Genomic DNA, 26,025 nt, shown 5'->3' on the forward strand with positions numbered 1-26,025 from the left:
GTTGGGGAGGTAGATGTTTCAGTGGATACCCTCCCCCTTGCGGGGAGGGATCAAAGGAAGGGGACGTTTGGCCCAAATATTGGGACTAAACTCCACCCCCACCCAGCCTCCCCCGTCGAGGGGGAGGTTCGGCGCGGTGGATGGGGATAGACTTTGTCTTACCGCCGCGTGATGCGGTTGATGTGGCCCATCTTGCGGCCGGGGCGGATTTCGGTTTTGCCGTAGAGGTGGGGCTGGGTGTTGCCGTCGAGCTCGCCGGGCACGATGAGCACTTCGTCGCCGACGAGGTTTTCCATGACGACGTCGGCCATGCGGGTGGGGTCGCCGAGGGGCCAGCCGAGGACGGCGCGGATGTGTTGTTCGAACTGGTCGGTGAGGCAGACGGCCTCGGTCCAGTGGCCGGAATTGTGCACGCGCGGCGCGATCTCGTTGACCATCAATGACGGGCGATCGCCGGGGATGACGAAGAATTCGACGCCGAGCACGCCGACATAATCGAGCGCCACGACGATGACCTTTGCCAGCATGGCGGCGTGCTTTTCGACGCCGGGAGGGATGTCGGCGGGCACGGTGCTGGTGAACAGGATGTGGTGGCGGTGAACATTTTCGGCGGCGTCGAAGGCACGCACTTCGCCGGACAGGTTGCGGGCCACGACGACCGAGATTTCCTTGTCAAAGGGCACGAAGGCTTCAAGCACCAACGGCTTGGGTTCCAGCTCGGCGAATGCCGCAGCGGCATCGGCGCGGTCGCGTAGAACGCGTTGGCCCTTGCCGTCGTAGCCGAGCCGCGTGGTCTTGAGCACGGCGGGCAGGCCCAGCGCGTCGATGGCAGCTTCAAGGCCGGCCAAGGTCTCGACGGTGCGGTGCGGCGCGACGGGGATGTTCTTGGAGGCGAGGAAACCCTTTTCGGCGAGGCGGTCCTGTGACACCGCCAGCGCGTTGGCGCCGGGGCGCAGCGGCTTGCGGGCGGCGAGGAATTCGGCGGTTGCCGAAGGGACGTTCTCGAATTCGTAGGTGATGACGTCGACGGCGTCGGCGAAGGCCGCGAGCGCTGCCTCGTCATCATAGGCGGCGACGGTTCTGTGCGGGGTGACCTCGAAAGCCGGACTGTTGGGATCGGGGCAGAAGATATGGGTCCGCATGCCGAGTTTGCTGGCGGCGAGCGACAGCATGCGGCCGAGCTGGCCACCCCCCAGAATGCCGATCATGCTGCCGGGCGGCAGCGCAGGGAGGTCTTGCGTCAAGGCTTACTCGGTATCTGCGGGGAAAAGCGGGACGGAGGCGGTCTGGCGGGCGCGGTAGGCATCGAGGCGGTCAGCCAGTTCATCGTCGGACAGCGCGAGGACGGCTGCGGCGATCAGTGCGGCATTGATGGCGCCGGGTTCGCCGATAGCCAGCGTGCCGACCGGAATGCCCCCGGGCATCTGGACGATGGAGAGGAGACTGTCCTGGCCGTTGAGTGCCTTGGATTTTACCGGCACGCCAAACACCGGGAGGGGGGTCATCGCGGCAATCATGCCGGGCAGGTGTGCTGCGCCGCCAGCCCCGGCGATGATGACCTTGAAGCCATCGGCGCGGGCATTGGTGGCGAATTCGACTAGGCGCTCGGGCGTACGATGGGCCGAGACGATACGGGCCTCATACTCCACCTCGAGCACTTCGAGCGTTTCGGCGGCGAGGCGCATGGTCGGCCAATCAGACTGGCTACCCATGACGATGGCGACGGGTGGTTTGATCAACATAGAGCCCCAGACCGATCGCCATTCAACTGATGCTGGCGTGCAAATGCCAGTTTCCTGCGCTTCCGGTCTTCACGTACCAGAATGTACGTTCCGGTCCGGTTCTCAAAAACCGACATTTTCGGCTCATCCTGAGTTGAAGGGCGACCGGTCTGCATCCTCAAGCTCCACAAAACGCGGAATTAGCCCAGATTTCGCCACATCTCAAGCCCTCGGAGGCCTCAGGCGATGATATCGGGCAGCAAAATATTCTCGAGCTGGACGATGCGGTCCTTGAGCCCCAGCTTCCGTTTCTTGAGACGCTGCAGCAGCATGGGATCGGCGACCTTGCTCTCGGTCAGAGTATCGATGGCAGCGTTGAGATCGCTGTGTTCCTGGCGTTTTGTTGCCAGTTCGAGCCCGAGAGCGGCTTCGTGTTCCCTGTTGAGCGAAAGCATAGAATCTGACCTAACCTCACGCCTCAACCGTCAGCTTTGATTAACCGATCACGCGGACTTTTGCACCAGATTTCCAGTGGTGGGCAAAAGGCGGTCGACATCACGTGAATTATTTGTGACGATGGATTCGTCCACATAGGCTTCAAGGAGTTGTTATGACGACTGAAGGGCATATCGCGGCGCTCGAACGGCGCCACCAGGAGTTGGACCGCAAGATCCAGACCGAAATGCAAAGCACTCGGTTCGATAATCTTACGGTCGCTGCACTCAAGCGGAAAAAACTCGAAGTGAAGGACGAAATCTACCGGTTCAACGCAACCACCCAGTAAGCGGCGTAGTACTCCAAGCGGAGTGAAGGGTCACAGCAAGCGCTGCGGCCCTTTTTTGTTGTCTTGGGCGCTAATGCTACCCATCCACCGGGCTGTACCTCCCCCTTGACGGGGGAGGCTAGGAGGGGCGTTCGTTTAGCCCTAATATTGGGGCTAGCCGCCGCCCCCCTCCCTGACCAGCCACTCTAGCGTAGCTCTCGCGGCCTTGTTCGCTCAAATCGCTCCACCAGAGCGGTTTGCCCCTTCGGGTCGCTCTCAAGCCCCCAAGGGGGAGGGTGTCGACTGCAATATTGACGCTATCCAAAGAACAGTCCGCTCGAGCCTTTGTAGATCAGGTAGAGCGACAGGATGAAAACCAGCCAATAGGCGATGTGGTAGAACCATTTCATCGAGATGCGGCGGACGAGGAAAATGCCGCCGAGCACGCCGACGATGCCGACCGGGATCAGCGATGCCGAGAGTTGCAGATTGTGGACGTTGAGCTGGCCCAGGAAGAAATAGGGCACCAGCTTGGCGGTGTTGACGATGGCAAAGAACACCGCCGTGGTGCCGGCATAGACAGCGGGCGGCAGGCGTTGCGGCAGGACGTAAATCTGGAATGGCGGGCCGCCGGTATGGCTGATGAAGCTGGTGAAGCCGGCAAAGCCACCCCAGAATGTGCCCCAGAGTTTGGACGGTGGCAGGCCTTCGAGCTTCTTGCGCAGGGGCAGGATGGCGTCGAGGATGAACAGCAGCGTCACCACGCCGACAAACAGCAGCACGGCATCGTCGGACACGAAGGCCCAGAGCACCCATCCGATGATTGTGCCGACGGCGGCGCCCGGCAGCATGATCCGCAGAATGCGCCAGTCGACTTCCTTGCGGTAGGTCCAGACGGCGAAGGCATCCATGGCCAGGAGCACTGGCAACATCATGCCGGCGGCGTCGCGGGCGGGCATGACGAGACTGAGCAGCGGCACGCCGACCATGCCCAGACTACCCAGCAGGCCGGCCTTGGACAGGCCGACGATGAGCACCGCGATCACGGCGATGGTGACGAAATAGGGATCGAAAATGGGCATGGGTGGTTCAGGTGGCGGGAGCTTTTAACGGACCTCATCCTGAGCCTTTCGAAGGACAAGGTCGTGACACGGGCTGCGTGCCCGCCCCCGAAGCCTGACCGCAAAGCGGATCAATTCTTGCCTAAAATCGATCCAGTGGATCGATTTTGCGGTAACGGCCGGTTCGAACTTCGACAAGCTCACCATGAGGTCTAACGGGAGAACTACTCGGTACGCTTTGGCGCGGACTTGTCAACTGGAATGGCAGATGGCGTGTCGCTGCTCATGGCGTGGTCTAGCAGGCTGATGGAACTGCGCACCATGCCGAGATAGGCTTCCTCGTCGTGGCGAACGGCAAAGCTGTTTTCGAGCAGTTCGTTGTCGTGCCGCTCGAAGGCTTGGGCCATGTGCATGGCGTCAATGGGCGCAATGCCGAGCTCGGTGAGCACCTTGGCGCCGAGGTTTACCGCCGAGAGGAAGGTTTCGCGCTCGAAAATCTCGACGCCCATCGCCATCAGCTCGTGCGCATGGCCGCGGTCGATGGCGCGCGAGGCGATCGGCACATCGGGGAAGTGTTTTCGAACGGTACGGGCGACGTCCAGAATACGGGTGGCTCCACCGACGGCGATGACCACCAGGTCGGCGCGTTCGACGCCCGCCGCATGGAGCAGGCCGAGGCGCGATGCATCGCCGTAGAACACCTTCACGCCAAACTTGCGCACGAGGTCGATCTGGGCCGGATCGTCATCGATCAGCGTCATCTCGAAGCCCTGGGCGCGCAGCATGCGGGTGATGATCTGCCCGAAGCGGCCATAGCCGAGCACGACGATATTGCGCTGCTCGTCGATTGGGTCGTGCGAGCGCTTCTGCTTGCGGGCATCAAGACGTGGCGCTACCAGCCGGTCGAAGGCCAGTAGCAATAGTGGCGTCGTCGCCATCGACAGCGCCACCGCAACGGCCAGCATAGCGTGATCCGCGCTGCTCATGGCCCCGGCGTCGTGGGCGAACTGGAAAATGACGAAGGCAAACTCGCCCGCCTGGCTGAGCAGGATGGCGATCAGGAGGCGGTCGGCCAGATGCATGCGGAACATGCTGGTGAGGGCGAATAGCACCGCGATCTTGATGCCGACGAAGCCGAGCACCAGGGTCGCCAGCTGCAACGGTTCGGACCACAGCACGTCGAAGGCGATGGACATGCCGACGGAGATAAAAAACAGCCCGAGCAGCAGCCCCTTGAAGGGTTCGAGGTTGCTTTCGAGCTCGTGCCGGTACTCGCTGTCGGCGAGTAGTACGCCACCAATGAAGGCGCCCAGTGCGGGCGAGAACCCCTGTGCCTGGGCCAGGAGGGCTGCGCCGAACACCATGGCGAGGCCCAGTGCGGTGAAGGCTTCGCGGACGCCGGTGCGGGCGATGTAACCCAGCAGCGGACGCACCAGGTAGCGACCGGCGAGGATGGCGACAATGAACGCACCGATCAGGATCAGCGGGGTGATCCAGTCGCGCGGATTGGCGATGGCTTCGACCGCCTCGGTCACATCGACATCAAGTGCGCCGGAGGAAATAGCGAGCAGCGGCACGGCGGCGAGAATGGGAATGACCGAAACGTCCTGCACCAGCAGAACGGCGAGGCTCGCACGACCAGCGTCGGTCCGGGTGATATCGCGTTGCTGAGCCGATTGCATGGCAATGGCGGTGGACGACATCGAAAGGGCGAGGCCGATGATGACGGAAATGCCGGGCGCAAAACCGGAAACCAGCAGGACAAAAGCGATGATGCCTGAGCTGAGCACCATCTGGGTAACGCCCAAGCCGAGTACTTTGTGGCGCATGCGCCAGAGTTCGGAGGGCTGCAGGTCGAGCCCGATCAGGAACAGCATCATGACGATGCCGAAATCAGCGATCTGGTGGATCAGTTCTGTATCGGAGACCAAGCCCAGGCCGAAGGGGCCAATCAGGATGCCCGCGGCCAGATAGCCGAGAACGGTGCCCAGGCCAGCGGCTTTGGCAAGCGGCACCAGCGCGACGCTGGCTGCCAGCAGAACGAAAATGGCCAGCAGGATGTTGTTTTCCAACGAACGCTCCTGCCGGCCAAAGCCCTAGTTGTCGCTATCGTTCTTGGGCGACTTGAGCTTGGCAAACACCGAGTCAGCGTTGAAGTCATCCTGCGCATGCTCAGGACGATGATCGTTGGCGGCAAACTCGTTGTCTTCGCCTTGGACGTGGCCGCGCGAGCCGGAACGGGCCAGCGCTTCCTCGGCGGTCATCAGCATTGTGCCTTCTTCGGCCTCATCCGGACCAGTTGAGCCCTTGGAAGCGCGCTTCACTTCCATATCGAGGTCAATCTGGCTGCAGAGGCCCAGCGTCACCGGGTCCATCGCGGCCAGGTTGGCAGCGTTCCAGTGGGTCGATTCACGCACCGAATCGATGGTCGACTTGGTGGTGCCGACGAGACGCATGATCTGGGCGTCCTTGAGTTCGGGATGGTTGCGAACCAGCCACTTGATGGCGTTGGGACGCTCGTTGCGGCGCGAAATCGGGGTGTAGCGCGGACCCTTGCGCTTGCTGGCGGGCACGTGGACCTTGGGATCGCTCAGCTTCAGGCGATAGCTTGGATCGGCCTCGGCCTTTTCGATCTCTTCCTTGGTCAGCTGACCGTTCTGGATCGGGCTGGCACCCATGATGCCGCCAGCGACGTCGCCATCGGCAATACCCTGAACCTCAAGCGGATGCAGCGTGCAGAAGGCAGCGATCTGCTCGAACGACAGCGCAGTGTTGTCGACAAGCCAGACGGCGGTTGCCTTGGGCATCAACAAGGGCTGGCTCATGATAAATCTCTCCTGCAGGCGCGGCCGGCTTTCTGCCGAACCGCTCCGCCTCTTTGCTTCATGCTGAGGGGGAACTGACCGCAATATATGGGTTTGGAGGCTGATCCGCAATGACAATGTGGGTCACACTCACCGCAAACGCGGAGATGTGAGCCGGTCAGGCTTCCGAGCCGAAGGCCGTCAGCAGCACGATCTTGCCCAAATGGCCCCGCGCTTCCATGGCGCGATGGGCATCGGCCCCCTGGGCGAGGGAAAAGGTGGTGACTCTCGGCTTGATGAAGCCGGGCTTGGATAATGCCGGCAGCAGGTCGGTGCGGATGCGGGTGGCGATAGAGGCCTTGGTCTGAGGGCTCTGCGGGCGGAGGGTCGAACCGGACAGCGTCAATTGCTTGGCCATGATGGTGCGCAGCGAGATATTGGCGCTCGTGCCATCGAGGGTGGAGACCTGAACGATATGGCCGCCGCGGGCGCTGGCTGCGATGTTCTTTTCGGTCATGGCGCCACCGATGATGTCCATGACGCGGTCCACGCCCTTGCCGTCGGTCAGCTCAAGCGCGCGGGCCGCGACGTCCTCCTTTGTGTGATCGATACAGGCAAAGGCGCCGAGGCTTGCGGCATAGTCTGCCTTGGCGGCTGAGGAGACCACTGCGATGGAGCGGGCGCCAAGAACGCCCGCGATCTGGATCGCCGCGCCGCCAATGCCGCCGGATGCGCCATGCACCAGCACGGTCATGCCCGCTTCGAGCCCAGCGCGCATGACCAGGGTTTGGGTAATGGTGAACCAGGTCTCGGGCAGGGCGGCGGCTTCGGTCAGTGACCAGCCGTCCGGCACGGGGAGCACCTGACCGGCCGCGATCGCCACGTATTCGCCATAGCCGCCGCCATTGGCCAGCGCCATGACGCGGTCGCCGACGTGCCATTGCGTTACGCCCGAACCGACAGCGGCGATTTCGCCGGCAACTTCCAGGCCGGGCAGGGGGGAGGCGCCGGCTGGCGGGTCGTAATGACCGCGGCGCTGTGCCAGATCGGGCCCGTTGACGCCGGCGGCAGCGACGCGGATCAACACCTCGCCTGGTGCGAGGACCGGCATTGGCCAGCTTTGCAGTTCAAGCCCTTCCGGACCACCGGGACGGGCTATGGCAACGACGTTCATCTGCGTGGGGAAAGTCATGGCCACATGCTGGCCGATGCGCACTTGCTCTGCAAGCCCATGGGGCTAGACTGCTCGCTCCAGCTGGCAAAGGAGGCTCTTGATGTTTGACGAGGAAATCAAAGAGCCCAGGGGCCATGAGACCGGCATGCCCATCGACGCCATGTCGGTGGAGGAATTGACGCATCGTATTGGCCTGCTTGAGGGGGAAATCATCCGCCTCAAGACTGCGATCAAAGCGCGCAATGCCACGCGCAAGGCCGCCGAGTCGGCGTTCAAGCTTTAGCGCCATCGCGCGCGCGGGGCTTGGGTCGCGTGCCGACAGACACAGTCAACAGATCGAGAACCAGCAAGGTTAAAAATTCGACTCCTGTTAACGTGCAATTAATCTTTGCGCGGTAGTCTTTGATTATTCAGTTGTTCTGAATTTTTCGAAGTGGTTTCTCCCTCTGTTTGACGCCTCCCTGTTGACTTCGAGAGCGGTTCTTTACCGCTCTTTTTTTTCTTCAGGCGTTTGCATTGCCTTCGTATGGCCCTGATCTTAAAGCTCTTTCAGATAGCTTGAGAGCCGGGGATGACGGCTCGCCGGTTTGTGCCTAGGATTGGCGCGGCAAGAGGAGGGACCGCTTGAGCGACTTGAACGAGACAGCACCGGCTATCGCACTCGGTCCCCGTATCGTGGCCGCCGGTGGTTTTGACATGCTTTATCGCGAAGGCATGGGGCTGATCGAAGACGTTGCCACATATCTCGACGGCGACGGGCGCGGTGACAGCCGGATCCTCAGCCGGGAAGCATCCTTCCTCTACGCCACGGAATCGATGCGCTTGACGACGCGGCTGATGCAGCTGGCCTCATGGCTGCTGCTGCAGCGTGCGGTCAATGAAGGCGAAATCACCAAGGAAAATGCCCGCTCCGAAAAGGAGAAGGTGAAATTCTCGGCGACGCCGTCGGAACGGGGCGGGCCTGGCTTTGACCAGCTTCCCCATGCCCTGCGCGACTATGTCGACAAGGGTGACCGCCTGTTTGACCGGGTGATGCAGTTCGATACGCTCGAACGCGGCAAGATGCCGGAGCTTGATCCGGGGACCGCTAATGGCATTGCGGATCAGTTGGCGCGGCTGAAGGCGGCGTTTGGGCGGTAGTTTCTAGACAGCAAGAAAGAATACCCCACCTAACTTCCCCCTGCAAAGGGGGAGGAATCTGGCTGGTGAGTTCGGCTCGATGGTGCCGCAAGCACGTTCTACTCCTCCCCCTTTGCAGGGGGAGGTTGGGTGGGGGTATCCTTGCTGCGCAGATGGTAATCAGCTCACTACCGCCCGCCACAAAACAAAAAACCCGGCACGGGGCCGGATTTTTCGAATTCTTGGGGAGACTAGCCCTAGAGGCCGAGGCCCTTGAAGCGCTCCTTGAAGCGCGAGACACGGCCGCCGCGGTCGAGCAGCTGGCCGGTGCCGCCGGTCCAGGCCGGGTGGGTCTTGGAGTCGATATCGAGCTGCAGCGTATCGCCGGCCTTGCCGTAGGTCGAACGCGTCTCGTACTTGGTGCCGTCGGTCATTACCACGTTAATCAGGTGGTAGTCCGGATGGGTATCAGCCTTCATCGGTATCGCCTCAAATCAAACGGGCGCCGCAGCGCCCGGAGAGCATCTAAAACTGGTGTTCGCGGCTTCATACAGAAGGCGCGCCTAATCCGCAAGGGCATGGGCGCGGCAATTTCGCACCGGACAAAGCGGTTGCCGCTCTGGCAGCGAGTGCCTATATCGAAGCCTCACTGCGGTCCAGCTCTTCTGCGGCCCTCAAAGCACATGGCGTATCCTGCGATGACAGATCAGGCCCTCCCGGTTCAGGCTGACCCTGAAAAGCTCGCAGCTAACCCCATTGTGAATCCGCGCAAGCTGCAACCGCTGCGTAAGCTGCTGCCCTTTATGCTGCGCTATCCGGTGCGGCTGGTGTTGACCGTGCTGTTCCTGCTGGTATCGGCACTCTCCTCGCTGTCTATTCCCTATGTGATGGGCGGCGCCATCGATGAGGGCTTCCTCGCCCAGAACCTCGATAATGTGACGCGCTATGGCTGGCTGATTGTCGGTATTGCCGCGGTCATGGGCCTGGCAAGCGGCGCCCGGTTCTACTTCATTTCCAGCCTGGGCGAAAAAGTGCTCGCTGATCTGCGCGAGGCTGTATTCGGCCATCTGCTGAGGCTCGACAGCCGGTATTTCGATACCAACCGCGTCGGCGAGCTCACCAGCCGTCTCAATGGCGATGTCGGCGTGATCCGCTTTGCGGTTGGATCGAGCTTCTCGCTGGCGCTGCGCTCGCTCGTCACGATCATCGGTGCGCTGGTGATGATGATGTTGACCAGCCCGGTGATGACGATTGCCGTCGTGGTGCTGGTGCCCTGTATCCTTTTCCCGCTGATCATCTATTCCCGCCGGTTGCGTGGCATGTCCCGCAAGACACAGGACGCATTGGCCGACCTATCCGCGATGGCGACCGAAATGCTTGGGGCGACGCGGACGGTCAAGGCGTTTACCCAGGAAGTCACCCAATCCGGCATCTACAACAGCCACAGCCGCGATAGCTACCGGGCCGAAGTGCATCGGCTTGGCGCGCGTGCGGTGCTGGTCGGCATGGCTATTTTCCTCGGTACGACGGCCATTGTTGCGCTGGTCTGGTGGGGCGCTCGCGCCGTGTTCGATGGCACGGTCAGTGCCGGCGAGCTGGCCCAGTTCATGATCTATGCGCTGATGGCCTCGGGCGCCCTGACCAATATCAGCGATGTGCTGGGCACGCTGCATCAGGTGTCCGGTGCTACCGAGCGTCTGACCGAGATATTGGATACGGAAGCAACAATTACCGATCCCGTCGTTCCCAAACTGCTACCCACCCCGCCGCTTGGCACAGTGCAGTTTGACAAGGTCGCCTTCAGCTATGATCGCGCTGGGCTTGAGAGCGTGCTCAACAACGTGAGCTTCTCGGTGGCGCATGGCGAGACCGTGGCTCTGGTGGGGCCTTCGGGCTCAGGCAAGTCAACCATGCTGTCGCTGTTGCAGCGCTTCTATGACGTGACCAGCGGGTCGATCCGTGTCGATGGCGTTGATATCCGCGAAGTCGGCTTGATCCAACTTCGGCAACGTTTTGCCTACGTCGAGCAGGAACCGACGATTTTTGCCGGGACCATTGGCGACAATATCCGGTTTGGGAAACCCGGTGCGAGCCAGCAGGAAGTCGAGGCTGCGGCCACGGCGGCATTGGTGCATAGCTTTGTCGCTGAGATGCCGCTGGGATACGACACGCTGGTCGGCGAGCGGGGCGTTACCTTGTCCGGCGGCCAGAAGCAGCGCCTCGCCATTGCCCGCGCCATACTCAAGAACGCGCCAATCCTGCTGCTCGACGAGGCCACTTCGGCGCTTGACGCGCAGAGCGAGCGGCTGGTGCAGGTGGCGCTGGCGCATCTGATGGAAGGCCGTACCACGCTGGTCATCGCCCATCGCCTCGCCACCATCCGCGATGCCGACAAAATCCTGGTGCTTGATGGCGGGCAGATCATAGACCAGGGCACGCATGACGAGCTGGTGGTCAAGGGCGGCCGCTATGCGGATCTGGCGAAATTGCAGTTCCGCATGGATGATGCTGTGCATTGAGTGCCACGCCAGGGGGCTCGCAATGACGACTAGTTCTGAACCAGCTCGGCAGTAGACCTCATCCTGAGCTTGTCGAAGGACGAGGTCGGGTGCCGTGACCTTGGTCGGGTTTTTTCGTAGTTAAGCTTAGCCGAGGACTATTCGAACTGTGTTGCCGTGTTGTGAGTGGCCCTCGGGTCAAGCCCGAGGGAGAAGGCGGCGGGTGGGAAAAACTCCCCGGGGTCTCGCGAGGCTCGACCCGTGATCGGCTCAAATCGCTCCACTGGAGCGATTTGACGACGCGACGCGCCGTCGCCGATCACCCCTCTGTCAGCTTGAACTCTATGCGCCTGTTCCGGCGGTAGGCGTCATCGTTTTCCGCGGGGTCCAGCGGTGTGAATTCGCCGAAACCGGCTGCTACCAGGCGGTTGGGCGAGACGCCCTTGGTGACCAGATAGCGCGCGACCGAAATGGCGCGGGCTGCCGAAAGCTCCCAGTTCGAGGGGAAGCGGGCATTGGAAATAGGGCGGCTATCGGTGTGGCCGTCGATGCGCATGACCCAGTTGATATCGGGCGGGATTTCTTGTTCCAGCTGCAGTATGGCATCGGCAAGCGCGTCGAGATCGGGCGTGCCTGCGGTCGAAATGTCGGCCTGGCCCGGAGCGAACAGCACTTCGGACTGGAACACGAAACGATCGCCGACCACGCGGACATCGGCGCGGCCTTCTAGGATCTGGCGCAGGCGGCCGAAGAAATCCGAGCGATACCTGGCGAGATCCTGAACGCGCTGGGCGAGGGCCACATTGAGGCGACGGCCAAGATCGGCGATCTGGGTTCGGCTCTCGGTGTCGCGGCTCTCCGAGGCGTTGAGCGCGGCTTCCAGCGCGCCGACCTGGACGCGAAGGGCAGCCAGTTGCTGGTTGAGCAGGGCGACTTGCGCATTGGCCTCGTCGGACAGCTCCTGAGCATTCAGCAAGTCATCCTGGATGGCGGCAATGGTGGCGTCCTTGTCGCCCAGCCCGGTGCCGATGCCCGCGAGTTGACTGGTGAGGCTGGCGTTGTCGGCTTGGGCGCTGCCAAGCGTCGCGGTCAGCGTGGCGATCTGGCTGCCGAGGTCGTCGGAGTCGGCGCGCTCGAGCTGCAGCAGGTCGGTCAGTTCGGCGATCTGGCTATTGAGGCGGGCAAGCGCAGTGTCACGGCCTTGCAGTTCCTGCCCTAGGAAAAACTGGGTCAGCATGAACAAGCTGAGCATGAAAATGATGACGAGCAGCAGGCTCGACAGGGCATCGACGAAGCCGGGCCAATAATTGGCCTCCTGCCTGCGACGGGAACGAGCTCCCGGCATGTCTCAGTTCCGCCGCTCAGTATCGGCCTGCGTCAGCACGGCGTCGATCAGTTCGCGCAGCTTCTTGTTGGTCTCGCCCTGCTCGTTGATATGCTTGCGCAGGTCGTCCTGCTCGACGCGGATATGCTTGACCAGCCCGTCGATGCCGCGCGCCAGTTCGGCCATGGCTCGAATGGCATTCTGGGAAGAATTCTGGTTCTGCATGCTGTCGCCCAGCTTGTCGAACATGGCCTGCATTTCCGGGCCGCCGGCATTGGCCTGCATGGCGCTGACCGGATGATCCAGCTCGGTCATCGAGGTCATCCAGTCCTCTAGGTCGGTATAGAAGGCGTTCTGCGCCTGGCTGGTCTGGAGATCGAGAAAGCCCAGCACAAGTGAGCCGGCAAGGCCGAACAGCGAGGACGAGAAAGCCGTGCCCATGCCGCCCAGTGGCGCCGCAAGGCCTTCACGCAGGGTGGCGAACTGGGAGGCCGAGTCACCCGCGCTGACGTCGAGCGCATTGATGACGCCAGCCACCGAACTAACGGTTTCGAGCAGGCCGTAAAAGGTACCCATCAGGCCGAGGAAGACCAGCAGGCCAGTCAGGTAGCGCGAGGTATCCTTGGCCTCGTCGAGGCGGTTGCCCACCGAGTCGAGGATAGAGCGCATCGAGGATGGGGTAATGACTGCCTCGCCGATGCGTTCGCGCAGGATGCCGGCAACCGGCGCCAGCAGGATGGGCGGGCGCACGTTTGTGGTGGTGCCGTCCTGCAGCGAGTTGACCCACTTGACCTCGGGGAACAGGCGAATGACTTGGCGGAAGCTCAGAAAAATACCAACTGCCAGCGAGAAGAAGATCAGCGAATTAATGAAGGGGTTTGCCCAGAAGAAAGTGACGATCTGACCGGCCAGGATCGCGCCGACGAGGGCGACCAGAACCAGAAAAATCACAATCTTGATGAGGTAAACAGTCGGACTGGCGAGGTGGTAGGGATCGTAGCCTTGCGTCATCTGCCTGAACCTTGCCCCTTACGCGCAAATCACCAAATGCCAGACTAGTCAGCGCGAGCGGGCGGGGCAATCGGAAAGGTTAATGACTAGAGCAGGTGTGATGGGGCGCCCGTCACGGAACTTTCGCGCGAAGGCAGTAAGGGCAGTCGCATCTAACCTACCGGAGGCCTGCCATGTCCGTCGATCCCGCCAAGCTTGCAGCCCATTACGGCCTTAGCCACAAAAATACGCTGCCATGGCATCTGGGCACGCGTTATGACGCGGCGGGTAATTTCCTGCCGGAGCCCGGCAATACCGTTGTGTGCCACCTGGTATCCGGCTCGGCCACCGAGCGGGCTTTGGCCAGTGCGCGGGCGCGATACCAGGCCATGCCGGATGCGGGCAAGCTCGCCTTCACGCCGGTGAATAGTTATCACATGACGCTGTTCCAGGGCATCATCGAGGGGCGCCGCAAGCTGCCTTATTGGCCGAGCGACATGGCGCCGGATGCGCCGATCGAGGCGATGACCGCGCATTATCTCAAGAGGCTGTCCGGATCTCAAGAGGCTGTCCGGGTTCAAGCCGGCTGCGCCGTTTGCAGTTGAATTGATCGAAGCCTTGCCGACCGGGCTCATTGTCGCCGGAGCAACGGCGGCCGATCGGCATGAGATGGGCGAGTGGCGCAACCGTTTCGCCGACGCGTTCGGCTACCGCCATCCAGACCACGACAGCTACGAATTCCACATCACCATGGCCTATATGATCGACTGGCTCGAAGACGCGGCGATCCCGGCCTGGACGGCGATGCTCAACGACGTCGCTGCCGAGATTCGCGCTGCGGTCCCGGTGCCGGAATTGCGAGCGCCGGCGTTCTGCAGCTTTGCCGACATGAACTGGTTCGAAGAGCGGATGGTCTTTGGCGGCGACTGATTGCCGCCGGCCGGGCCTACTGGATGCCCTTGAGTTCCTTGAACATGGCGGCCTGGATCTGTTCGTTGCCGGCGATGATCTGGCCGTTCCAGATCGAGCCGACGGTGCCGGCAAAGTCGGTGACCACGCCGCCGGCTTCCTTGACCATCAACAGGCCCGGGGCAACGTCCCAAGGGGATAGGCCGGCTTCCCAGATGGCGTCATAGCGGCCACTTGCCAGCCATGCCATATCCATGGAAATCGAGCCCGAGCGGCGGATGCCGGCAACGGCGGGATTGATATGGGCCAGCTGGCGCAACTGCAGGCTGTCGTTGGCTGTGCCCTGGGTCTTGATGCCGGTGCAGATCACGGCGTCGGCCAGCGAGCGACGACCGGCGACACGCAGGCGCTTGCGATCATTGAGCCAGGCGCCGCCGCCCTTTTCGGCGGTGTAGAGTTCGTCGAGGATCGGATTGTAGATCACCGAGGCGACAATTTCATTGGCGCGCTCAAGGGCAATCGCCACAGCAAACAGCGGGATCGAGTGCAGGAAATTGGTGGTGCCATCGAGCGGATCGACCAGCCAGCGGTGCTGTCCGTCGGTGCCCTTCACCTCGCCGCCCTCTTCCATCAGGAAGGCATAGGTCGGGCGGGCCTTGAGCAGTTCGTCATAGACGATCTGCTCGGCGCGAAGATCGGCCTTCGAGACGAAATCGGCTGGTCCCTTGCGGGAGACCTGCAGGTTTTCGACCTCGTTGAAGTCCTTGGTCAGCGACTTGCCGGCCTTGATGGCGGCGGAGACCATGACATTGAGGATTGCTGAGCGTGCCATGGGTCAGTCAGCCCGGCGCATGTAGGTGGCTTCGGTGGTATCGACCACGATGCGCTCGCCGACAGCGATAAAGGGCGGCACCATGACCTTGAGGCCATTGGACATGATCGCCGGCTTGAACTGGCTGGAAACGCTCTGGCCCTTCTGCACCGGATCGACTTCCATGACTTCGAGGATGACGTTGGCCGGGAACTTGATGCCCAGCGGGGTGTCTTCGTGCATTTCGAGGGTGATCTTCATGCCGTCCTGCAGGAACGCGGCGCGCTCGCCAACGAAGTCCTTGGGCAGTTCGACTTGCTCGTAGTTTTCCTGGTTCATGAACACCAGGCTATCGCCCTGCTCATAGAGAAAGGTGAAATCGCGGAATTCGAGCGAGACGATTTCGACGGTTTCTGCCGAGCGGAAACGTTCGTTGAGCTTGGTGCCGCCGAGGATGGCCTTGAGCTCGACCTGGGCATAGGCGCCGCCCTTGCCGGGCTTGACGTGGTCGACCTTGACCGCGACCCAGAGGCGGTCCTGATGATTGACGACATTGCCGGGGCGGATTTCGTTGCCGTTGATCTTGGCCATGAGTGCTCTTTGCGCAAATTATCTGCTAAGGCCACGCGCGCCGGATGCGGCTGGCCGAAGGTTGATGGGGCTTTATGGGCGTGGCGGGCTTATTGCCCCAGAACGCCCTTGGGTTCAAGGGTCTTGCGGTTGGGCAGGCGCGGACGCCGGGGCTTCGCTCGCGTCTGTCGGTGCAGGCAGGAGTGCTCCGTCGGCCGGCGGGGTCGTGGTGCTGGGGATTTCCAGCACGGTTTCGATTCGCGGCGGCGTCGATGGCCAGAAGCGGGCGCGCTCCTCGGCGCTCGCCAGTTCGCCCTCGGGAATAGAGACCAGCAGGCGGTCGAGCGACGGATCGGAGAGTCCCTGGCGACGCGACAGTGCCCGCCACATGGCGGCTTCTTCAAGGTTGATGGCTATGCCTTCGCCGACAGCGAGCAGCTTGGCATAACGGTTCTGGGCCACGGCATTGCCGGACTCGGCAGCTATGCCATACCAGCGTGCCGCTTCGGTGGCGTTCTTTTCCACCCCCTGACCGAGATAGAGCATGGTGGCATAGTCGATCTGGGCGGCGATCAGGTTCTGCTCGGCGGCCAGCGCGAGATAGCGCGCGCCCTCCTTTGCATCCGGTGCCATGCCGGCGCCTTCGATGAGCATGCTGCCATAGTCATATTGCGCCTCCGGAAGCTCGGCATCGGCCGCCTCCTTCATCAGCCCGGCAGCGGTGACAAGGCTGGGCGAGGCATAGGTGCCTTCGACATGCAGCAGGGCCATGTTGTACTTGGCCGGAATATAGCCAGCCTCGGCTGACTGGCGGAACAGGTCGGCGGCGCGGGCCCGATTGCGCGGCACGCCGATGCCGTCCTGGTAAAACAGCGCCAGTTCGAACAGGGCGAGGCGATCACCATTATCTGCTGCCAGTTGATACCAGCCGGCGGCTCGCTGGTCGTTCTGCGCCACGCCCAGACCCTTTGCATAAAGCTCGGCGATCAGCGTTTGTGCAGCCGCATCGCCCTGCTCGGCGCGCGGCAAAGCCAGCTCTAGCGCGGTCAGGAAATAGCCGCGCTGGAAAGCGCCAAAAGCGTAATCCGTCGGCACGCGCGGCCCGAAAATCTGATCCGAGATCGTATCGGCCGGATTGGCAGGTGCCTCGGGCGCGGTGTCCTGCGCTGTCGCAACGAGAGGCGCCGTGGCGATGAGGGCCGCAAGCAGCAGGCGCCGCATCATGCGGTTTCCTCCAGCGCGGCGACGATTTCGCGCATGGCGGCGGCAGGCGATGCGGCCGACCAGATGCTGGTCGAGAGAGCGAGAAATTCGGAACCCCTGGCATCGCTGCGGGGGGCGGCATCAGGCAGGCTCAACACGCCGGGGACTTCAAAGGTCTCCGACCACCACTGGGCGAGATCGGTCGCCTGGGTGTCATCGGAGCCGTCAAGGGGACCGAAAAACACATAGTCGACATCCATTTCGCCCGCCGTCATAGCGTCGTGCCGGGAAGCGATATTGCCAGCACCAACGATCATCGAGGGCTTAAGCGCTGCAACGGCGTCGGCGAGGTCTTCGGGTCCCGTGGTGATATGGACGCCATCTGCGCCGATCTTCTTGACCAGGGCCACATCGTCTTCGAGCAACACGGCGCAGCCGGCGCCCTGGCCGATATTGACGATCTTGGTTGCCAGCTCGGCATAGGTTGCGGCATCCATCGAGCCACGGCTGACCAGCAGGGCCGAAAACTCGGCCTCGCTCAGCACGGACATCAAGGTGTCGGGAAAGCCCTCCGGGTCGGCAGTGGCGGGAGTGATCAAATAAAGCTGGGGGGCCATGGCGTCCGGGTACTCAAAGCAACATGCCCCTTCTGTCTGCGCATTTTGGCGACAAAGAGGTGGCCTTTTCCAATAAGCGATGGGTGGGACCGGCGCAAAGAAAATGCGCACCCTCGCGAGGAGGATGCGCATCGGAAGAACGTTCGGCGTCGGCAGATCAGGCGGCGCGATCGACTTCGCCGGTCCAGGTGCCAAGAGCGGCCAGCGAGTTCATGTGGGCACGATGGCTGAAGGCGGCCTGCGCCTGCGGGAAGTTCTCGCGTCGGCCAGCCCAGGTGCGCAGGGCAACGTTCTGCAAGGCGCGGCCATAGGAGAAGGTCATCGGCCAGGGCTTGCCGCCAATCAGGTTCATGGCCGAGAGGTGCGCGGTAGCTTCCTCGTCGGTCTGCCCACCGGACAGGAAGGCAATGCCGGGTACGGCGGCCGGAACATGCTCGCGCAATACGGCAACGGTGCGCTTGGCAACCTCCTCGAAGGTGGGGCGGTCGCGCGAATTGATGCCGGGCATGATCATGTTTGGTTTCAGCAGCATGCCTGCCAGATCGACACCGGCAAGGCGCAATTCCTTGAAGGTGTTTTCCAGCACGTCGCCGGTGACCTGCGCGCAACGCTCCATCGAGTGATTGCCCGGATCGCCGTCGCCGACGACTTCGGGCTCGACCACGGGGACGATGCCGGCTTCCTGGCAGAGAATGGCATAGCGAGCCAGAGCATGGGCATTGGCGCGGATATTGTTACGGGTGGGCGCCACGTCATTGATGGTGATGACGGCGCGCCACTTGGCGAAACCGGCGCCAAGTGCCGCATAGCGCTCTAGCCGCTGGCGCAGGCCATCGAGACCCTCGGTGATTTTTTCGCCATTGTCGCCCGGCATGGGGAACGCGCCGCGGTCAACCTTGATGCCGGGGATGACATCGGCGTCAGCCAGGATCGAGCGGAAAGCGGTTCCGTCTGCCGCAGACTGTTCCAGCGTCTCTTCGGTAAGGATGACGCCCGAGATACAGTTGATCATCGCATCGGTCGAACGGAACAGCATCTCGCGATAGTCGCGACGCAGGTCGAGCGAATTGGGCAGGTTGATCTTGGCAAAGCGCTTGGCGATGGTGCCTTCGGACTCGTCGGCGGCCAGAATGCCCTTGCCGGGCTCCATCAGTTTCTGGGCAACAGCATTCAGCGACTTCGTCATCGGCCAACCTCGCAATGGAATTCGCGCGAGATTAGACTTTCGTTTTTTCCACCGCGATTAGACCTGTGGTTATACGACGAAAGACTGAAGGAACTAGTCCCTCCGTGGCACGAGCGTGTGGCAGGTCCCGGTCGGTGGCGGCAGTTCGCTAGCCGGCTCATAGATGGCGAATGGCCCCAATTGTTCGATCAATTCATACGACTCCATCAGGGCTGCGAATTGCGGTTCTTTTTCAAAGAAGCCAAGGATGTCGAACCGGGCCTGGTCAAAGCCGACGGTTGGCTCGATGCCCTCGTAGTCGATGATCAGCGTGTCGGGCGGGTTGCATTTGAAGTCTTGGACCGTTTCGAGACGCACAGTGGATAGATAGGCTTCGAATTCGGAATCGATTGGAATGCCGGCTGCTTCGAGATTAGCGACGCTGGGCAGCATCCAGTATTGGAAGTAGCGAAGGGACCAGTTCAGCCGTTTGTCTTCCACAGCCGGCCAAGGGCGAACGGCTCTTGTGGTTAGCATCGCGAAGTTTTGACCGGGTTGCGTTCGCTGCAACAGCCTTTCGGCAGCGGCAGTGAAGTCGTTGCGGTATGGACCTCCCAACACCTGGGGCAGGGTGGCCAAGACGATCATCAAGGTCGCAAACAGATACTCCGACCAGCGCAGACGCGGAATTGCGGGGCGAAATGCGAGGTGCATGAGAATAGCCAGCAACAGGCAGGCGACGACGGGGCTGGCGTGATAGCCCCAGCCTCGGAACTGCATGTAGTATGACAGCGCAAAGGCCGATGCGAGCAGCAGCATGGCCTTGGCCTGCGGCCTCAGTTCACGGCGGAAATGCCAGAAATAGAAAGCGCTGGTGATCAACATCAGGTTCATCTGGTTGATCAGGATTGCCCGGAGCGGCGCACGCAGGCCGCCAAAAGCGATCGACAGCGCTGGCACCATTCTGGTCAGGTAGTGCGGGGTAAATACCAGTATTGCCAAAGCGTAGCCGAGGGCACCGGCGATCAGGACGACGGTCTCGATCCGCAGCGGCCGCCACTTGCGCCGCCGCTCCCAGATCAACCAGGCTTCGAGCAGGATGGGGATCAGCACGAAGTAGTGCTTGAGGGCCAGCAAGGGCGTTGCCAGCAAGGCGATAGCCAGCGTCAGCGGCCACGGTGTTACCTCGCCTTCCACACGGCGGGCGATAATCAGGGCATAGGGAATTGTGCCAATCAGAACCAGCGGTTCGCGTTGGGCGAAGTCGCCGATGCAGATGAGGATGGTCGCAACCAGGATGCCGGCATAGGTGAGGGCGCGTTCCCGTTGGCTCCAGCGCGAGGCCAGTGCTGCCGATAGTGCCAGACTTATCCCGATCAGCAGGAAAATGGCCGATACCAGAACCTGTTCCGGCTGCAACCCAGTGGCCGCCGACAGCAGATCCAACGGTTGCGCCATCCAGAACCAGAGCGGCGGATTGGTCTCCATGATGTAGTCGTAGAGCGGCACACCGGCGTTGAGATGCCGCGCAACCCAGAGTTGCCAGGTTACGTCGTGCCAGACCGGCATGCCGTTCAGCAGGGCAAAGGCGACGAGCCAGACCAGAGCGGCGACCAGCTCGGGCCAGTATTGCCGCCAGGAACTGAGGGAGGCCCCCTGCGCATCTTGGGTCTGGGCAACAGTGTCCATTGGCAACCTCGAACTGCGATGCGTGTGCGGCAATTCTAGCAAAGCAATGTTACTGCAGCCTGAACCGCGCTGCGGCTACTTCTTCAGTGCCTCGACGCCGGGCAGGGGCTTGCCTTCCATCCATTCGAGGAAGGCGCCGCCGGCGGTGGAGACGTAGGTGAAAGCGTCTTTGACGCCGGCATGGGCGAGAGCTGCGACGGTGTCGCCGCCGCCGGCTACCGAGACAAGCTTGCCGTCGTGGGTGCGCTTGGCGACATGCTTGGCGATCGCTACCGTTGCGGCGTCAAAGGGGTTCATCTCGAAGGCGCCCATCGGGCCGTTCCAGACCACGGTGTGGGCGTCGTCGATGGCGCCCAGGATACGCTCGATCGAGGAGGGGCCAATATCGAGGATCATGCCGTCGTTGTCGATGGCATCGACGCCATAGAGGCGGGTGGGGGTATTAGCCTTGAAGTGCCATGCGACGACTGCGTCGATCGGCAGGATGATGGCGCAGCCGGATTTGTCGGCCTTGTCCATGATGCGCAGCGCGGTTTCGGCCAGGTCCTTTTCGCAGAGCGACTTACCAACGGCATAACCTTGGGCGTGGAGGAAAGTATTGGCCATGCCGCCACCGATGACCAGCCCATCGACCTTGGCCACAAGGTTTTCCAGCAGGTCGATCTTGGAGGAAACCTTAGCGCCGCCGACGATGGCGACGACCGGCTTCTTGGGTTTGCCGAGGCCGGCTTCGAGCGCTTCGAGTTCAGCCTGCATGGCAAGGCCGGCAGCCGCCGGCAATAGTCGCGCCAGGGCGTCTGTCGAGGCATGGGCGCGATGGGCGGCCGAGAAAGCGTCGTTGACATAAACGTCGCCAAGGCTGGCCATGCGCTTGGCCAGATCGATATCGTTGGCCTCTTCGCCGGGATGGAAGCGGGTATTTTCGAGGATCAGCACCGAGCCGGCGGGCGCCGAGTCGATGGCCTTCTGGGCGTCGGAAACGTCGTTCCAGTCGGTGAAGACGAAGCCGACCGGGTGACCGGTTTCATTGGCGACAGCTTCGCAGACCTGTTCGAGCGAAAACTCGGGATCGACCTTGCCCTTGGGACGGCCGAAATGGCTGAGCAGGATGGCCTTGCCGTCGTGCTTGACGATCTCGCGGATGGTCGGGACCAGCCGCTCGATGCGGGTGGCGTCACTGACCTTGCCATCGGCGACCGGTACGTTGAGATCGGCCCGCAGCAGCACGCGCTTGTTGTTGAGGTCGAGCTCGTCGAGGGTCTTGAAGGTTGCGGACATGGCGGGGCTCCCAAGGCAAAAATCTTGGCCCGTGGCGTAGCAGAGCCACGCAGAGGGGGGAAGCGACAAAAGCTGGTGGGCTAGGCTGCGGGCAGCAAGGCACGCAGGGCATAGCCGGCAAAGAACAGCGGCAGGCCGAGCATGGTGAGACACAGCAGCCGCGCCATGTCGTCAACGAGGACGTGGCATGCGAAGCCATCGCTGGGCCAGGCCGCGAGGCCGACCCGGCGGCGTATTACCCGGTCGCGCAGCAGGACGTAGGCGGCGGTAAGTGCGGGCGGAATGACCAGCACTGCGGGTTGACCGGCAAAGCCGATCAGGACGGACGCCACTGGCAGTCCCGCGAAGATACGGCGCATGATGTGGAACATGATTGGTTTCCGACGGCATGAACACGTCTGAAGCTAGACTGATTTGGTGACTCACAGGTGACAGCTCAGCTGCGCTCGAACAAACCTGGGTAGCTTACCACCAGATTGTCGCCATCGACCTCCAGCACGCGTTCGAAATCGGCGGACTGGAAGCGGAAATGGATGGCGTCGAGCTTGGTATAGAGCTGTTCGCTGCGCTTGACGGTCATTTTGTCGGCGTCGATCCAGGCCACCGCAAAACGCTGCGGCTCACCGATAGCCCACTGGCAGCGCCAGAGCGGCAGGGAATTGGTCAGCGGGGTGGGCCAGATGTCGATGTCCATGCAGCCCTCGAGCGCGGAAAGAGGGTCTGCCCGGTCGTCCGACCAATTGCCCGCACCATCGCAAAACAGCTCAAGCACCATGCCATCGGTGCGTTCGAGCTTTACCGTGCGGACGCGCTCGGTGTCGTCCAGCTTGATGCGGTAGAACAGGCCGTAATCGGGGGTGATTATGGTGCCGCGGATGCGGGTGTCGCGGTCGGTCGATACGACGTGGCAATGTTCGAGGGTGATGGGGTCGAGGCCACGCCAGCAGATTGATTTGTTCAATGACATGCCCACATCCACCGGGTGGCACCTCCTCCTTTACGGGGGAGGCTAGGAGGGGGTGCGGTTGGCCCGGTATCCGGGCCAAACGTCCCCCTCCCTGACCCTCCACGCGAGTGGGAGGGTGTCGACTGCTTATTCGGCAGTCTTCAAAGTCGGTGAACTAGAGCGTCTTGCCCAGGGCGACGGCGGTGTCGGCCATGCGGTTGGAGAAGCCCCATTCGTTGTCGTACCAGGCCAGGACCGAGACGAAATTGCCGCCGAGTACCTTGGTCTGATCGAGAGCCATGGTGGAGGAGTGGGCGTCGTGGTTGAAGTCGATCGAGACGTTTGGCTGGGTGGTGTAGCCCAGGATGCCCTTGAGTTCTCCATCGGCGTATTTGCGGACGGCCAGGTTGATCTCGTCGGCGGTTACGTCGCGCTTGGCGATGAACTTGAAATCGACGCAGGAAACGTTGGGGGTCGGGACGCGGATCGAGATGCCGTCCAGCTTGCCCTTGAGCTCGGGCAGCACGAGGCCAATGGCCTTGGCAGCGCCGGTCGAGGTCGGGATCTGGCTCAGGGCTGCAGCGCGGCCGCGATAGAGATCCTTGTGCATAGTGTCGAGCGTCGGCTGGTCACCGGTGTAGGAATGGATGGTGGTCATCATTCCTTTCTCGATGCCGAATTCCTTGTGCAGCACATAGGCCAGCGGGGCCAGGCAGTTGGTGGTGCACGAGGCGTTGGAGACCACGACGTGGTCCTTGTTCAGCAGGGCATGGTTGATGCCATAGACGACCGTCAGGTCGGCGCCATCGCCGGGAGCCGAGATCAGCACCTTCTTGGCACCAGCCTTGAGATGGGCCGAGGCCTTTTCCTTGCTGGTGAAAATGCCGGTGCATTCGAGCGCGATGTCGATGTTCATGGCGGCATGCGGCAGCTCGGCCGGATCGCGTACGGCGGTCACCTTGATCGGGCCGCGGCCCACATCGATGGTGTCGCCATCGACAGTCACGGTGCCGGCGAAGCGGCCGTGCACGCTGTCGAAGCGGAACAGGTGGGCATTGGTCTCGACCGGGCCGAGATCGTTGATAGCCACGACTTCGATATCGGTGCGACCGGATTCGATGATGGCGCGCAGGACGTTGCGGCCGATGCGGCCAAAGCCGTTGATGGCGACGCGGATTGCCATAGTAGACGCTCCTAGGGAGGGAGGGAGTTAGGAAAGGGAGGGCAGCGCCCTCTTACAGCTGTGCGGTGACGGCTTCAACAACGGCCTTGGCCGTAATACCAAAGTGTTCATAGAGCGCGTCGATCGGACCGGAGGCGCCAAACGAGTGCATGCCGACGAAACGGCCCTTGCGGCCCAAGATATGATCCCAGCTCATCTTGATGCCGGCTTCGATGGCGACACGGGCGTGGCCCTTGCCGATGATCTCGTCCTGATATTCCTGGCTCTGCTGGGCGAACAGTTCCATCGATGGCACTGACACCACACGCGACTTGATGTGCAATTCGTCCAGCATCGTCTGGGCTTCGAGCGCGATGGCGACTTCCGAGCCGGTGGCGAAGATCACGGCATCGGAGTCACGATCGCCGGACAGGATGTAGGCGCCCTTGGCCGACTTGTTCTCGGCGGTATATTCGGTGCGCACCGTCGGCAGGTTCTGGCGCGAGAGAGCCAGGATCGATGGTGCCGACGTCGATTCAAGCGCCAGTTGCCAGCATTCGAGGGTTTCGACGGCATCGGCCGGGCGGAACACCAGAAGGTTTGGAATGGCGCGCAGGGCAGTCAGGTGTTCCACGGGCTGGTGGGTCGGGCCGTCTTCGCCGAGGCCGATCGAGTCATGGGTCATGACGTAGATCGAGCGCAGCTCCATCAAGGCAGCGAGGCGGATGGCTGGGCGGGCATAGTCGGTGAAAACCATGAAGGTGCCGCTATAAGGGATCAGGCCGCCGTGCAGCGCGATGCCGTTCATGGCCGAAGCCATTTCGTGCTCGCGGATGCCGTACATCATGTAGCGGCCAGCATGATTATCGGCCTGGAACGGTATCATTTCCTTGGTGTTGGTCAGGTTCGAATGCGTCAGGTCGGCCGAGCCGCCCTGAGTTTCGGGCAAAACCGCATTGATGATGTCCAATGCCATCTGGCTGGACTTGCGGGTCGCGACCTTGGGCTTGTCCTCGATCAGCTTCTTTTTGAAGGCGTCCATGGCGGGCGCAAAAGCGGCAGGAAGGTCGCCCTTCATGCGGCGCTCGAACTCGGCCTTGTCGGCATGAGCGGCCAGACGCGACTGCCATTCGCCACGAATGTTCTGGCTGCGGGTGCCGGCGGCACGCCAGGTGGCGAGGATTTCCGAGGGGATTTCAAAGGCGGGATAGGTGATGCCGAGTGCTGCCTTGGCGCCGGCCAGTTCTTCGGCGCCGAGCGGGGCGCCGTGCACCTTCTCGGTACCGGCCTTCTTGGGAGCGCCGAAACCGATGGTGGTCTTGGCAGCGATGAGCGTCGGCTTGTCGGACTTCTTGGCGTCGAGCAGTGCCTTTTCGATGGCGTCCTGATCGTGGCCGTCGATCTCGATAGTGTTCCACTGCACCGCGTGGAAGCGGGCAATCTGGTCGGTCGAGTCCGAGTTGGACACGGCGCCGTCGATGGTGATCGAGTTATTGTCCCAGATCACAGTCAGCTTGTTGAGCTTGAGGTGGCCGGCCAGCGCAATGGCTTCCTGGGAGATGCCTTCCATCAGGCAGCCGTCACCGGCCAGCACCCAGGTGTGGTGATCGACGATGTCAGCGCCGAACTCGGCGGCGAGCTTGGCTTCAGCGACGGCAAAGCCGACCGAATTGCCAAGGCCCTGGCCGAGCGGGCCGGTGGTGGTCTCGATGCCCTGGGCGAAGTGATATTCGGGATGGCCGGCGGTCTTGGAGCCGAGCTGGCGGAAATTCTTGACCTGCTCGATGGTCATGTCCTCATAGCCCAGCAGATAAAGCGAGGAGTAAAGCAGCATCGAGCCATGGCCGGCCGACAGAATGAAACGGTCGCGGTCAGCCCATTTGCTGTCTGCGGGATCGAACTTCATCACCTTGGTGAACAGCACCGTCGCAATATCGGCGCAGCCCATGGGCAGACCGGGATGACCGGAGTTGGCTTTTTCGACTGCGTCCATGGAGAGGGAGCGGATCGCATTGGCCAAATCGTTCTGCTGGGCGGTGTTCGTCATTGGTTTCGCGCTTTCATCAGGGCTGAAATCTGGGGAGAAGAGGCGCCACAAGCCTCCTCCCAAAGGCGGGTTCGAGGCATAACAGGTTCGCCTAACGTGTCAATGACGGTGCCCCCGCTTCGCGGCCGGACAGTGGCCCGGTTGGCGGTTGGACGGCCGGTTGCAAACTGCGTG

Annotated in this window: 27 protein-coding genes; 6 read left to right on the forward strand and 21 right to left on the reverse strand. The window is 62.0% G+C overall.

Translation table 11 applies throughout. The annotated features are described in order from the left end of the window. Positions 1–158: 158 nt before the first annotated feature. The 3 genes from WH91_RS21670 to WH91_RS21680 form a co-directional block, all read right to left on the reverse strand. Positions 159–1,244: a 5-(carboxyamino)imidazole ribonucleotide synthase gene (locus tag WH91_RS21670; protein WP_074797580.1), complete on the reverse strand. Its 1,086-nt coding sequence runs from the start codon at positions 1,242–1,244 to the stop codon at positions 159–161. Positions 1,245–1,247: 3 nt separating this feature from the next. Beyond that, positions 1,248–1,742, reverse strand: a complete 495-nt coding sequence (gene purE / locus WH91_RS21675; RefSeq protein WP_046173096.1) for a 5-(carboxyamino)imidazole ribonucleotide mutase — start codon at positions 1,740–1,742, stop codon at positions 1,248–1,250. A 218-nt stretch (positions 1,743–1,960) separates the two neighbouring features. Continuing rightward, a complete protein-coding gene (locus tag WH91_RS21680) occupies positions 1,961–2,176 on the reverse strand; it encodes a YdcH family protein (protein WP_046173097.1) in 216 nt (71 codons plus the stop codon). 155 nt (positions 2,177–2,331) lie between these two features. Between WH91_RS21680 and WH91_RS23925 the strand changes: the two genes are divergently transcribed. Beyond that, entirely contained in the window at positions 2,332–2,505 is a 174-nt protein-coding gene (locus tag WH91_RS23925; RefSeq protein ID WP_074797582.1) for a YdcH family protein, read from the forward strand. A 296-nt stretch (positions 2,506–2,801) separates the two neighbouring features. On the opposite strand, the gene WH91_RS21685 is transcribed toward WH91_RS23925, so the two are convergent. From WH91_RS21685 to WH91_RS21700, 4 genes are all read right to left on the reverse strand, one after another. After that, positions 2,802–3,566 carry a sulfite exporter TauE/SafE family protein gene (locus WH91_RS21685; RefSeq protein WP_046173098.1) on the reverse strand — a complete coding sequence of 255 codons (765 nt, stop codon included), beginning with the start codon at positions 3,564–3,566 and terminating at the stop codon, positions 2,802–2,804. Between the two features lie 203 nt (positions 3,567–3,769). Beyond that, positions 3,770–5,617 carry a monovalent cation:proton antiporter-2 (CPA2) family protein gene (locus WH91_RS21690; RefSeq protein ID WP_046173099.1) on the reverse strand — a complete coding sequence of 616 codons (1,848 nt, stop codon included), beginning with the start codon at positions 5,615–5,617 and terminating at the stop codon, positions 3,770–3,772. Positions 5,618–5,641: 24 nt separating this feature from the next. Further along, positions 5,642–6,370 carry a DUF1013 domain-containing protein gene (locus WH91_RS21695; protein ID WP_046173100.1) on the reverse strand — a complete coding sequence of 243 codons (729 nt, stop codon included), beginning with the start codon at positions 6,368–6,370 and terminating at the stop codon, positions 5,642–5,644. 157 nt (positions 6,371–6,527) lie between these two features. Next, positions 6,528–7,541: an NAD(P)H-quinone oxidoreductase gene (locus WH91_RS21700; RefSeq protein ID WP_046173146.1), complete on the reverse strand. Its 1,014-nt coding sequence runs from the start codon at positions 7,539–7,541 to the stop codon at positions 6,528–6,530. Positions 7,542–7,623: 82 nt separating this feature from the next. Here WH91_RS21700 and WH91_RS21705 point away from each other — a divergent pair, with 82 nt between their 5' ends. Continuing rightward, a complete protein-coding gene (locus WH91_RS21705) occupies positions 7,624–7,806 on the forward strand; it encodes a DUF1192 domain-containing protein (RefSeq protein WP_046173101.1) in 183 nt (60 codons plus the stop codon). A 341-nt stretch (positions 7,807–8,147) separates the two neighbouring features. Further along, a complete protein-coding gene (gene rcdA / locus WH91_RS21710) occupies positions 8,148–8,663 on the forward strand; it encodes a protease adaptor protein RcdA (protein WP_052953043.1) in 516 nt (171 codons plus the stop codon). A 236-nt stretch (positions 8,664–8,899) separates the two neighbouring features. Here the strand turns inward: rcdA and rpmE are convergent, their stop codons facing one another. Then, positions 8,900–9,121, reverse strand: coding sequence for a 50S ribosomal protein L31 (gene rpmE / locus WH91_RS21715; protein WP_046173102.1), 222 nt, complete (start codon positions 9,119–9,121; stop codon positions 8,900–8,902). A 219-nt stretch (positions 9,122–9,340) separates the two neighbouring features. On the opposite strand from rpmE, the gene WH91_RS21720 reads away from it, so the two are divergent. Further along, complete coding sequence (locus WH91_RS21720; RefSeq protein ID WP_082102331.1) at positions 9,341–11,161, forward strand: ABC transporter transmembrane domain-containing protein; 1,821 nt, start codon at positions 9,341–9,343, stop codon at positions 11,159–11,161. 298 nt (positions 11,162–11,459) lie between these two features. On the opposite strand, the gene WH91_RS21725 is transcribed toward WH91_RS21720, so the two are convergent. Both WH91_RS21725 and WH91_RS21730 read right to left on the reverse strand, forming a co-directional pair. Further along, the gene (locus tag WH91_RS21725; protein ID WP_046173103.1) at positions 11,460–12,485 is read right to left on the reverse strand and encodes a peptidoglycan -binding protein; all 1,026 of its coding nucleotides are present in this window, start codon (positions 12,483–12,485) and stop codon (positions 11,460–11,462) included. 3 nt (positions 12,486–12,488) lie between these two features. After that, positions 12,489–13,475, reverse strand: coding sequence for a hypothetical protein (locus tag WH91_RS21730; protein ID WP_046173104.1), 987 nt, complete (start codon positions 13,473–13,475; stop codon positions 12,489–12,491). Positions 13,476–13,648: 173 nt separating this feature from the next. On the opposite strand from WH91_RS21730, the gene WH91_RS25995 reads away from it, so the two are divergent. Together WH91_RS25995 and WH91_RS26000 are read left to right on the forward strand one after the other, a co-directional pair. Then, positions 13,649–14,059, forward strand: coding sequence for a DUF1868 domain-containing protein (locus tag WH91_RS25995; protein WP_342028118.1), 411 nt, complete (start codon positions 13,649–13,651; stop codon positions 14,057–14,059). A 1-nt stretch (position 14,060) separates the two neighbouring features. After that, the gene (locus WH91_RS26000; RefSeq protein ID WP_342028119.1) at positions 14,061–14,384 is read left to right on the forward strand and encodes a hypothetical protein; all 324 of its coding nucleotides are present in this window, start codon (positions 14,061–14,063) and stop codon (positions 14,382–14,384) included. 16 nt (positions 14,385–14,400) lie between these two features. Here WH91_RS26000 and WH91_RS21740 read toward each other — a convergent pair whose 3' ends face one another. The 11 genes from WH91_RS21740 to tkt all read right to left on the reverse strand — a co-directional run bounded on the left by WH91_RS21740 (position 14,401) and on the right by tkt (position 25,851). Further along, positions 14,401–15,195, reverse strand: coding sequence for an inositol monophosphatase family protein (locus WH91_RS21740; RefSeq protein WP_046173105.1), 795 nt, complete (start codon positions 15,193–15,195; stop codon positions 14,401–14,403). Between the two features lie 3 nt (positions 15,196–15,198). Further along, positions 15,199–15,765: an elongation factor P gene (gene efp, locus WH91_RS21745; RefSeq protein WP_046173106.1), complete on the reverse strand. Its 567-nt coding sequence runs from the start codon at positions 15,763–15,765 to the stop codon at positions 15,199–15,201. Between the two features lie 114 nt (positions 15,766–15,879). Beyond that, complete coding sequence (locus WH91_RS21750; RefSeq protein ID WP_052953044.1) at positions 15,880–16,968, reverse strand: tetratricopeptide repeat protein; 1,089 nt, start codon at positions 16,966–16,968, stop codon at positions 15,880–15,882. Further along, positions 16,965–17,564, reverse strand: a complete 600-nt coding sequence (locus WH91_RS21755) for a thiamine phosphate synthase (protein ID WP_052953045.1) — start codon at positions 17,562–17,564, stop codon at positions 16,965–16,967. Before WH91_RS21755 ends, WH91_RS21750 begins: the two co-directional genes overlap by 4 nt. A gap of 157 nt (positions 17,565–17,721) precedes the next feature. After that, the gene (locus tag WH91_RS21760) at positions 17,722–18,750 is read right to left on the reverse strand and encodes a class I fructose-bisphosphate aldolase (RefSeq protein ID WP_046173107.1); all 1,029 of its coding nucleotides are present in this window, start codon (positions 18,748–18,750) and stop codon (positions 17,722–17,724) included. A gap of 93 nt (positions 18,751–18,843) precedes the next feature. Next, positions 18,844–20,418 (reverse strand): hypothetical protein, encoded by a 1,575-nt coding sequence (locus WH91_RS21765; RefSeq protein ID WP_046173108.1) that lies wholly within the window; start codon positions 20,416–20,418, stop codon positions 18,844–18,846. 75 nt (positions 20,419–20,493) lie between these two features. Continuing rightward, a complete protein-coding gene (locus tag WH91_RS21770; RefSeq protein ID WP_046173109.1) occupies positions 20,494–21,696 on the reverse strand; it encodes a phosphoglycerate kinase in 1,203 nt (400 codons plus the stop codon). An 80-nt stretch (positions 21,697–21,776) separates the two neighbouring features. Then, on the reverse strand, positions 21,777–22,067 hold the full coding sequence (locus WH91_RS21775) for a hypothetical protein (RefSeq protein WP_046173110.1): 291 nt from the start codon (positions 22,065–22,067) through the stop codon (positions 21,777–21,779). Positions 22,068–22,132: 65 nt separating this feature from the next. Beyond that, the gene (locus WH91_RS21780) at positions 22,133–22,663 is read right to left on the reverse strand and encodes a putative glycolipid-binding domain-containing protein (protein ID WP_052953046.1); all 531 of its coding nucleotides are present in this window, start codon (positions 22,661–22,663) and stop codon (positions 22,133–22,135) included. 154 nt (positions 22,664–22,817) lie between these two features. Next, positions 22,818–23,825 (reverse strand): type I glyceraldehyde-3-phosphate dehydrogenase, encoded by a 1,008-nt coding sequence (gap, locus tag WH91_RS21785; protein ID WP_046173111.1) that lies wholly within the window; start codon positions 23,823–23,825, stop codon positions 22,818–22,820. A 52-nt stretch (positions 23,826–23,877) separates the two neighbouring features. Further along, entirely contained in the window at positions 23,878–25,851 is a 1,974-nt protein-coding gene (gene tkt / locus WH91_RS21790) for a transketolase (RefSeq protein ID WP_046173112.1), read from the reverse strand. Between the last annotated feature and the right edge of the window lie 174 nt (positions 25,852–26,025).

The organism is Devosia psychrophila (genome assembly GCF_000971275.1).
In the GTDB taxonomy this organism is placed as follows: Bacteria; Pseudomonadota; Alphaproteobacteria; order Rhizobiales; family Devosiaceae; genus Devosia; species Devosia psychrophila.

Bases quoted from the DNA above. Each gene is read 5' to 3' on its own strand.
- purE (WP_046173096.1), bottom strand. From the start codon at position 1,742: ATGTTGATCAAACCACCCGTCGCCATCGTCATGGGTAGCCAGTCTGAT.
- WH91_RS21680 (WP_046173097.1), bottom strand. From the start codon at position 2,176: ATGCTTTCGCTCAACAGGGAACACGAAGCCGCTCTCGGGCTCGAACTG.
- WH91_RS23925 (WP_074797582.1), top strand. From the start codon at position 2,332: ATGACGACTGAAGGGCATATCGCGGCGCTCGAACGGCGCCACCAGGAG.
- WH91_RS21685 (WP_046173098.1), bottom strand. From the start codon at position 3,566: ATGCCCATTTTCGATCCCTATTTCGTCACCATCGCCGTGATCGCGGTG.
- WH91_RS21695 (WP_046173100.1), bottom strand. From the start codon at position 6,370: ATGAGCCAGCCCTTGTTGATGCCCAAGGCAACCGCCGTCTGGCTTGTC.
- WH91_RS21700 (WP_046173146.1), bottom strand. From the start codon at position 7,541: ATGACTTTCCCCACGCAGATGAACGTCGTTGCCATAGCCCGTCCCGGT.
- WH91_RS21705 (WP_046173101.1), top strand. From the start codon at position 7,624: ATGTTTGACGAGGAAATCAAAGAGCCCAGGGGCCATGAGACCGGCATG.
- rpmE (WP_046173102.1), bottom strand. From the start codon at position 9,121: ATGAAGGCTGATACCCATCCGGACTACCACCTGATTAACGTGGTAATG.
- WH91_RS21720 (WP_082102331.1), top strand. From the start codon at position 9,341: ATGACAGATCAGGCCCTCCCGGTTCAGGCTGACCCTGAAAAGCTCGCA.
- WH91_RS21725 (WP_046173103.1), bottom strand. From the start codon at position 12,485: ATGCCGGGAGCTCGTTCCCGTCGCAGGCAGGAGGCCAATTATTGGCCC.
- WH91_RS21730 (WP_046173104.1), bottom strand. From the start codon at position 13,475: ATGACGCAAGGCTACGATCCCTACCACCTCGCCAGTCCGACTGTTTAC.
- WH91_RS25995 (WP_342028118.1), top strand. From the start codon at position 13,649: ATGTCCGTCGATCCCGCCAAGCTTGCAGCCCATTACGGCCTTAGCCAC.
- WH91_RS21740 (WP_046173105.1), bottom strand. From the start codon at position 15,195: ATGGCACGCTCAGCAATCCTCAATGTCATGGTCTCCGCCGCCATCAAG.
- efp (WP_046173106.1), bottom strand. From the start codon at position 15,765: ATGGCCAAGATCAACGGCAACGAAATCCGCCCCGGCAATGTCGTCAAT.
- WH91_RS21750 (WP_052953044.1), bottom strand. From the start codon at position 16,968: ATGATGCGGCGCCTGCTGCTTGCGGCCCTCATCGCCACGGCGCCTCTC.
- WH91_RS21755 (WP_052953045.1), bottom strand. From the start codon at position 17,564: ATGGCCCCCCAGCTTTATTTGATCACTCCCGCCACTGCCGACCCGGAG.
- WH91_RS21760 (WP_046173107.1), bottom strand. From the start codon at position 18,750: ATGACGAAGTCGCTGAATGCTGTTGCCCAGAAACTGATGGAGCCCGGC.
- WH91_RS21765 (WP_046173108.1), bottom strand. From the start codon at position 20,418: ATGGACACTGTTGCCCAGACCCAAGATGCGCAGGGGGCCTCCCTCAGT.
- WH91_RS21770 (WP_046173109.1), bottom strand. From the start codon at position 21,696: ATGTCCGCAACCTTCAAGACCCTCGACGAGCTCGACCTCAACAACAAG.
- WH91_RS21775 (WP_046173110.1), bottom strand. From the start codon at position 22,067: ATGTTCCACATCATGCGCCGTATCTTCGCGGGACTGCCAGTGGCGTCC.
- WH91_RS21780 (WP_052953046.1), bottom strand. From the start codon at position 22,663: ATGTCATTGAACAAATCAATCTGCTGGCGTGGCCTCGACCCCATCACC.
- gap (WP_046173111.1), bottom strand. From the start codon at position 23,825: ATGGCAATCCGCGTCGCCATCAACGGCTTTGGCCGCATCGGCCGCAAC.
- tkt (WP_046173112.1), bottom strand. From the start codon at position 25,851: ATGACGAACACCGCCCAGCAGAACGATTTGGCCAATGCGATCCGCTCC.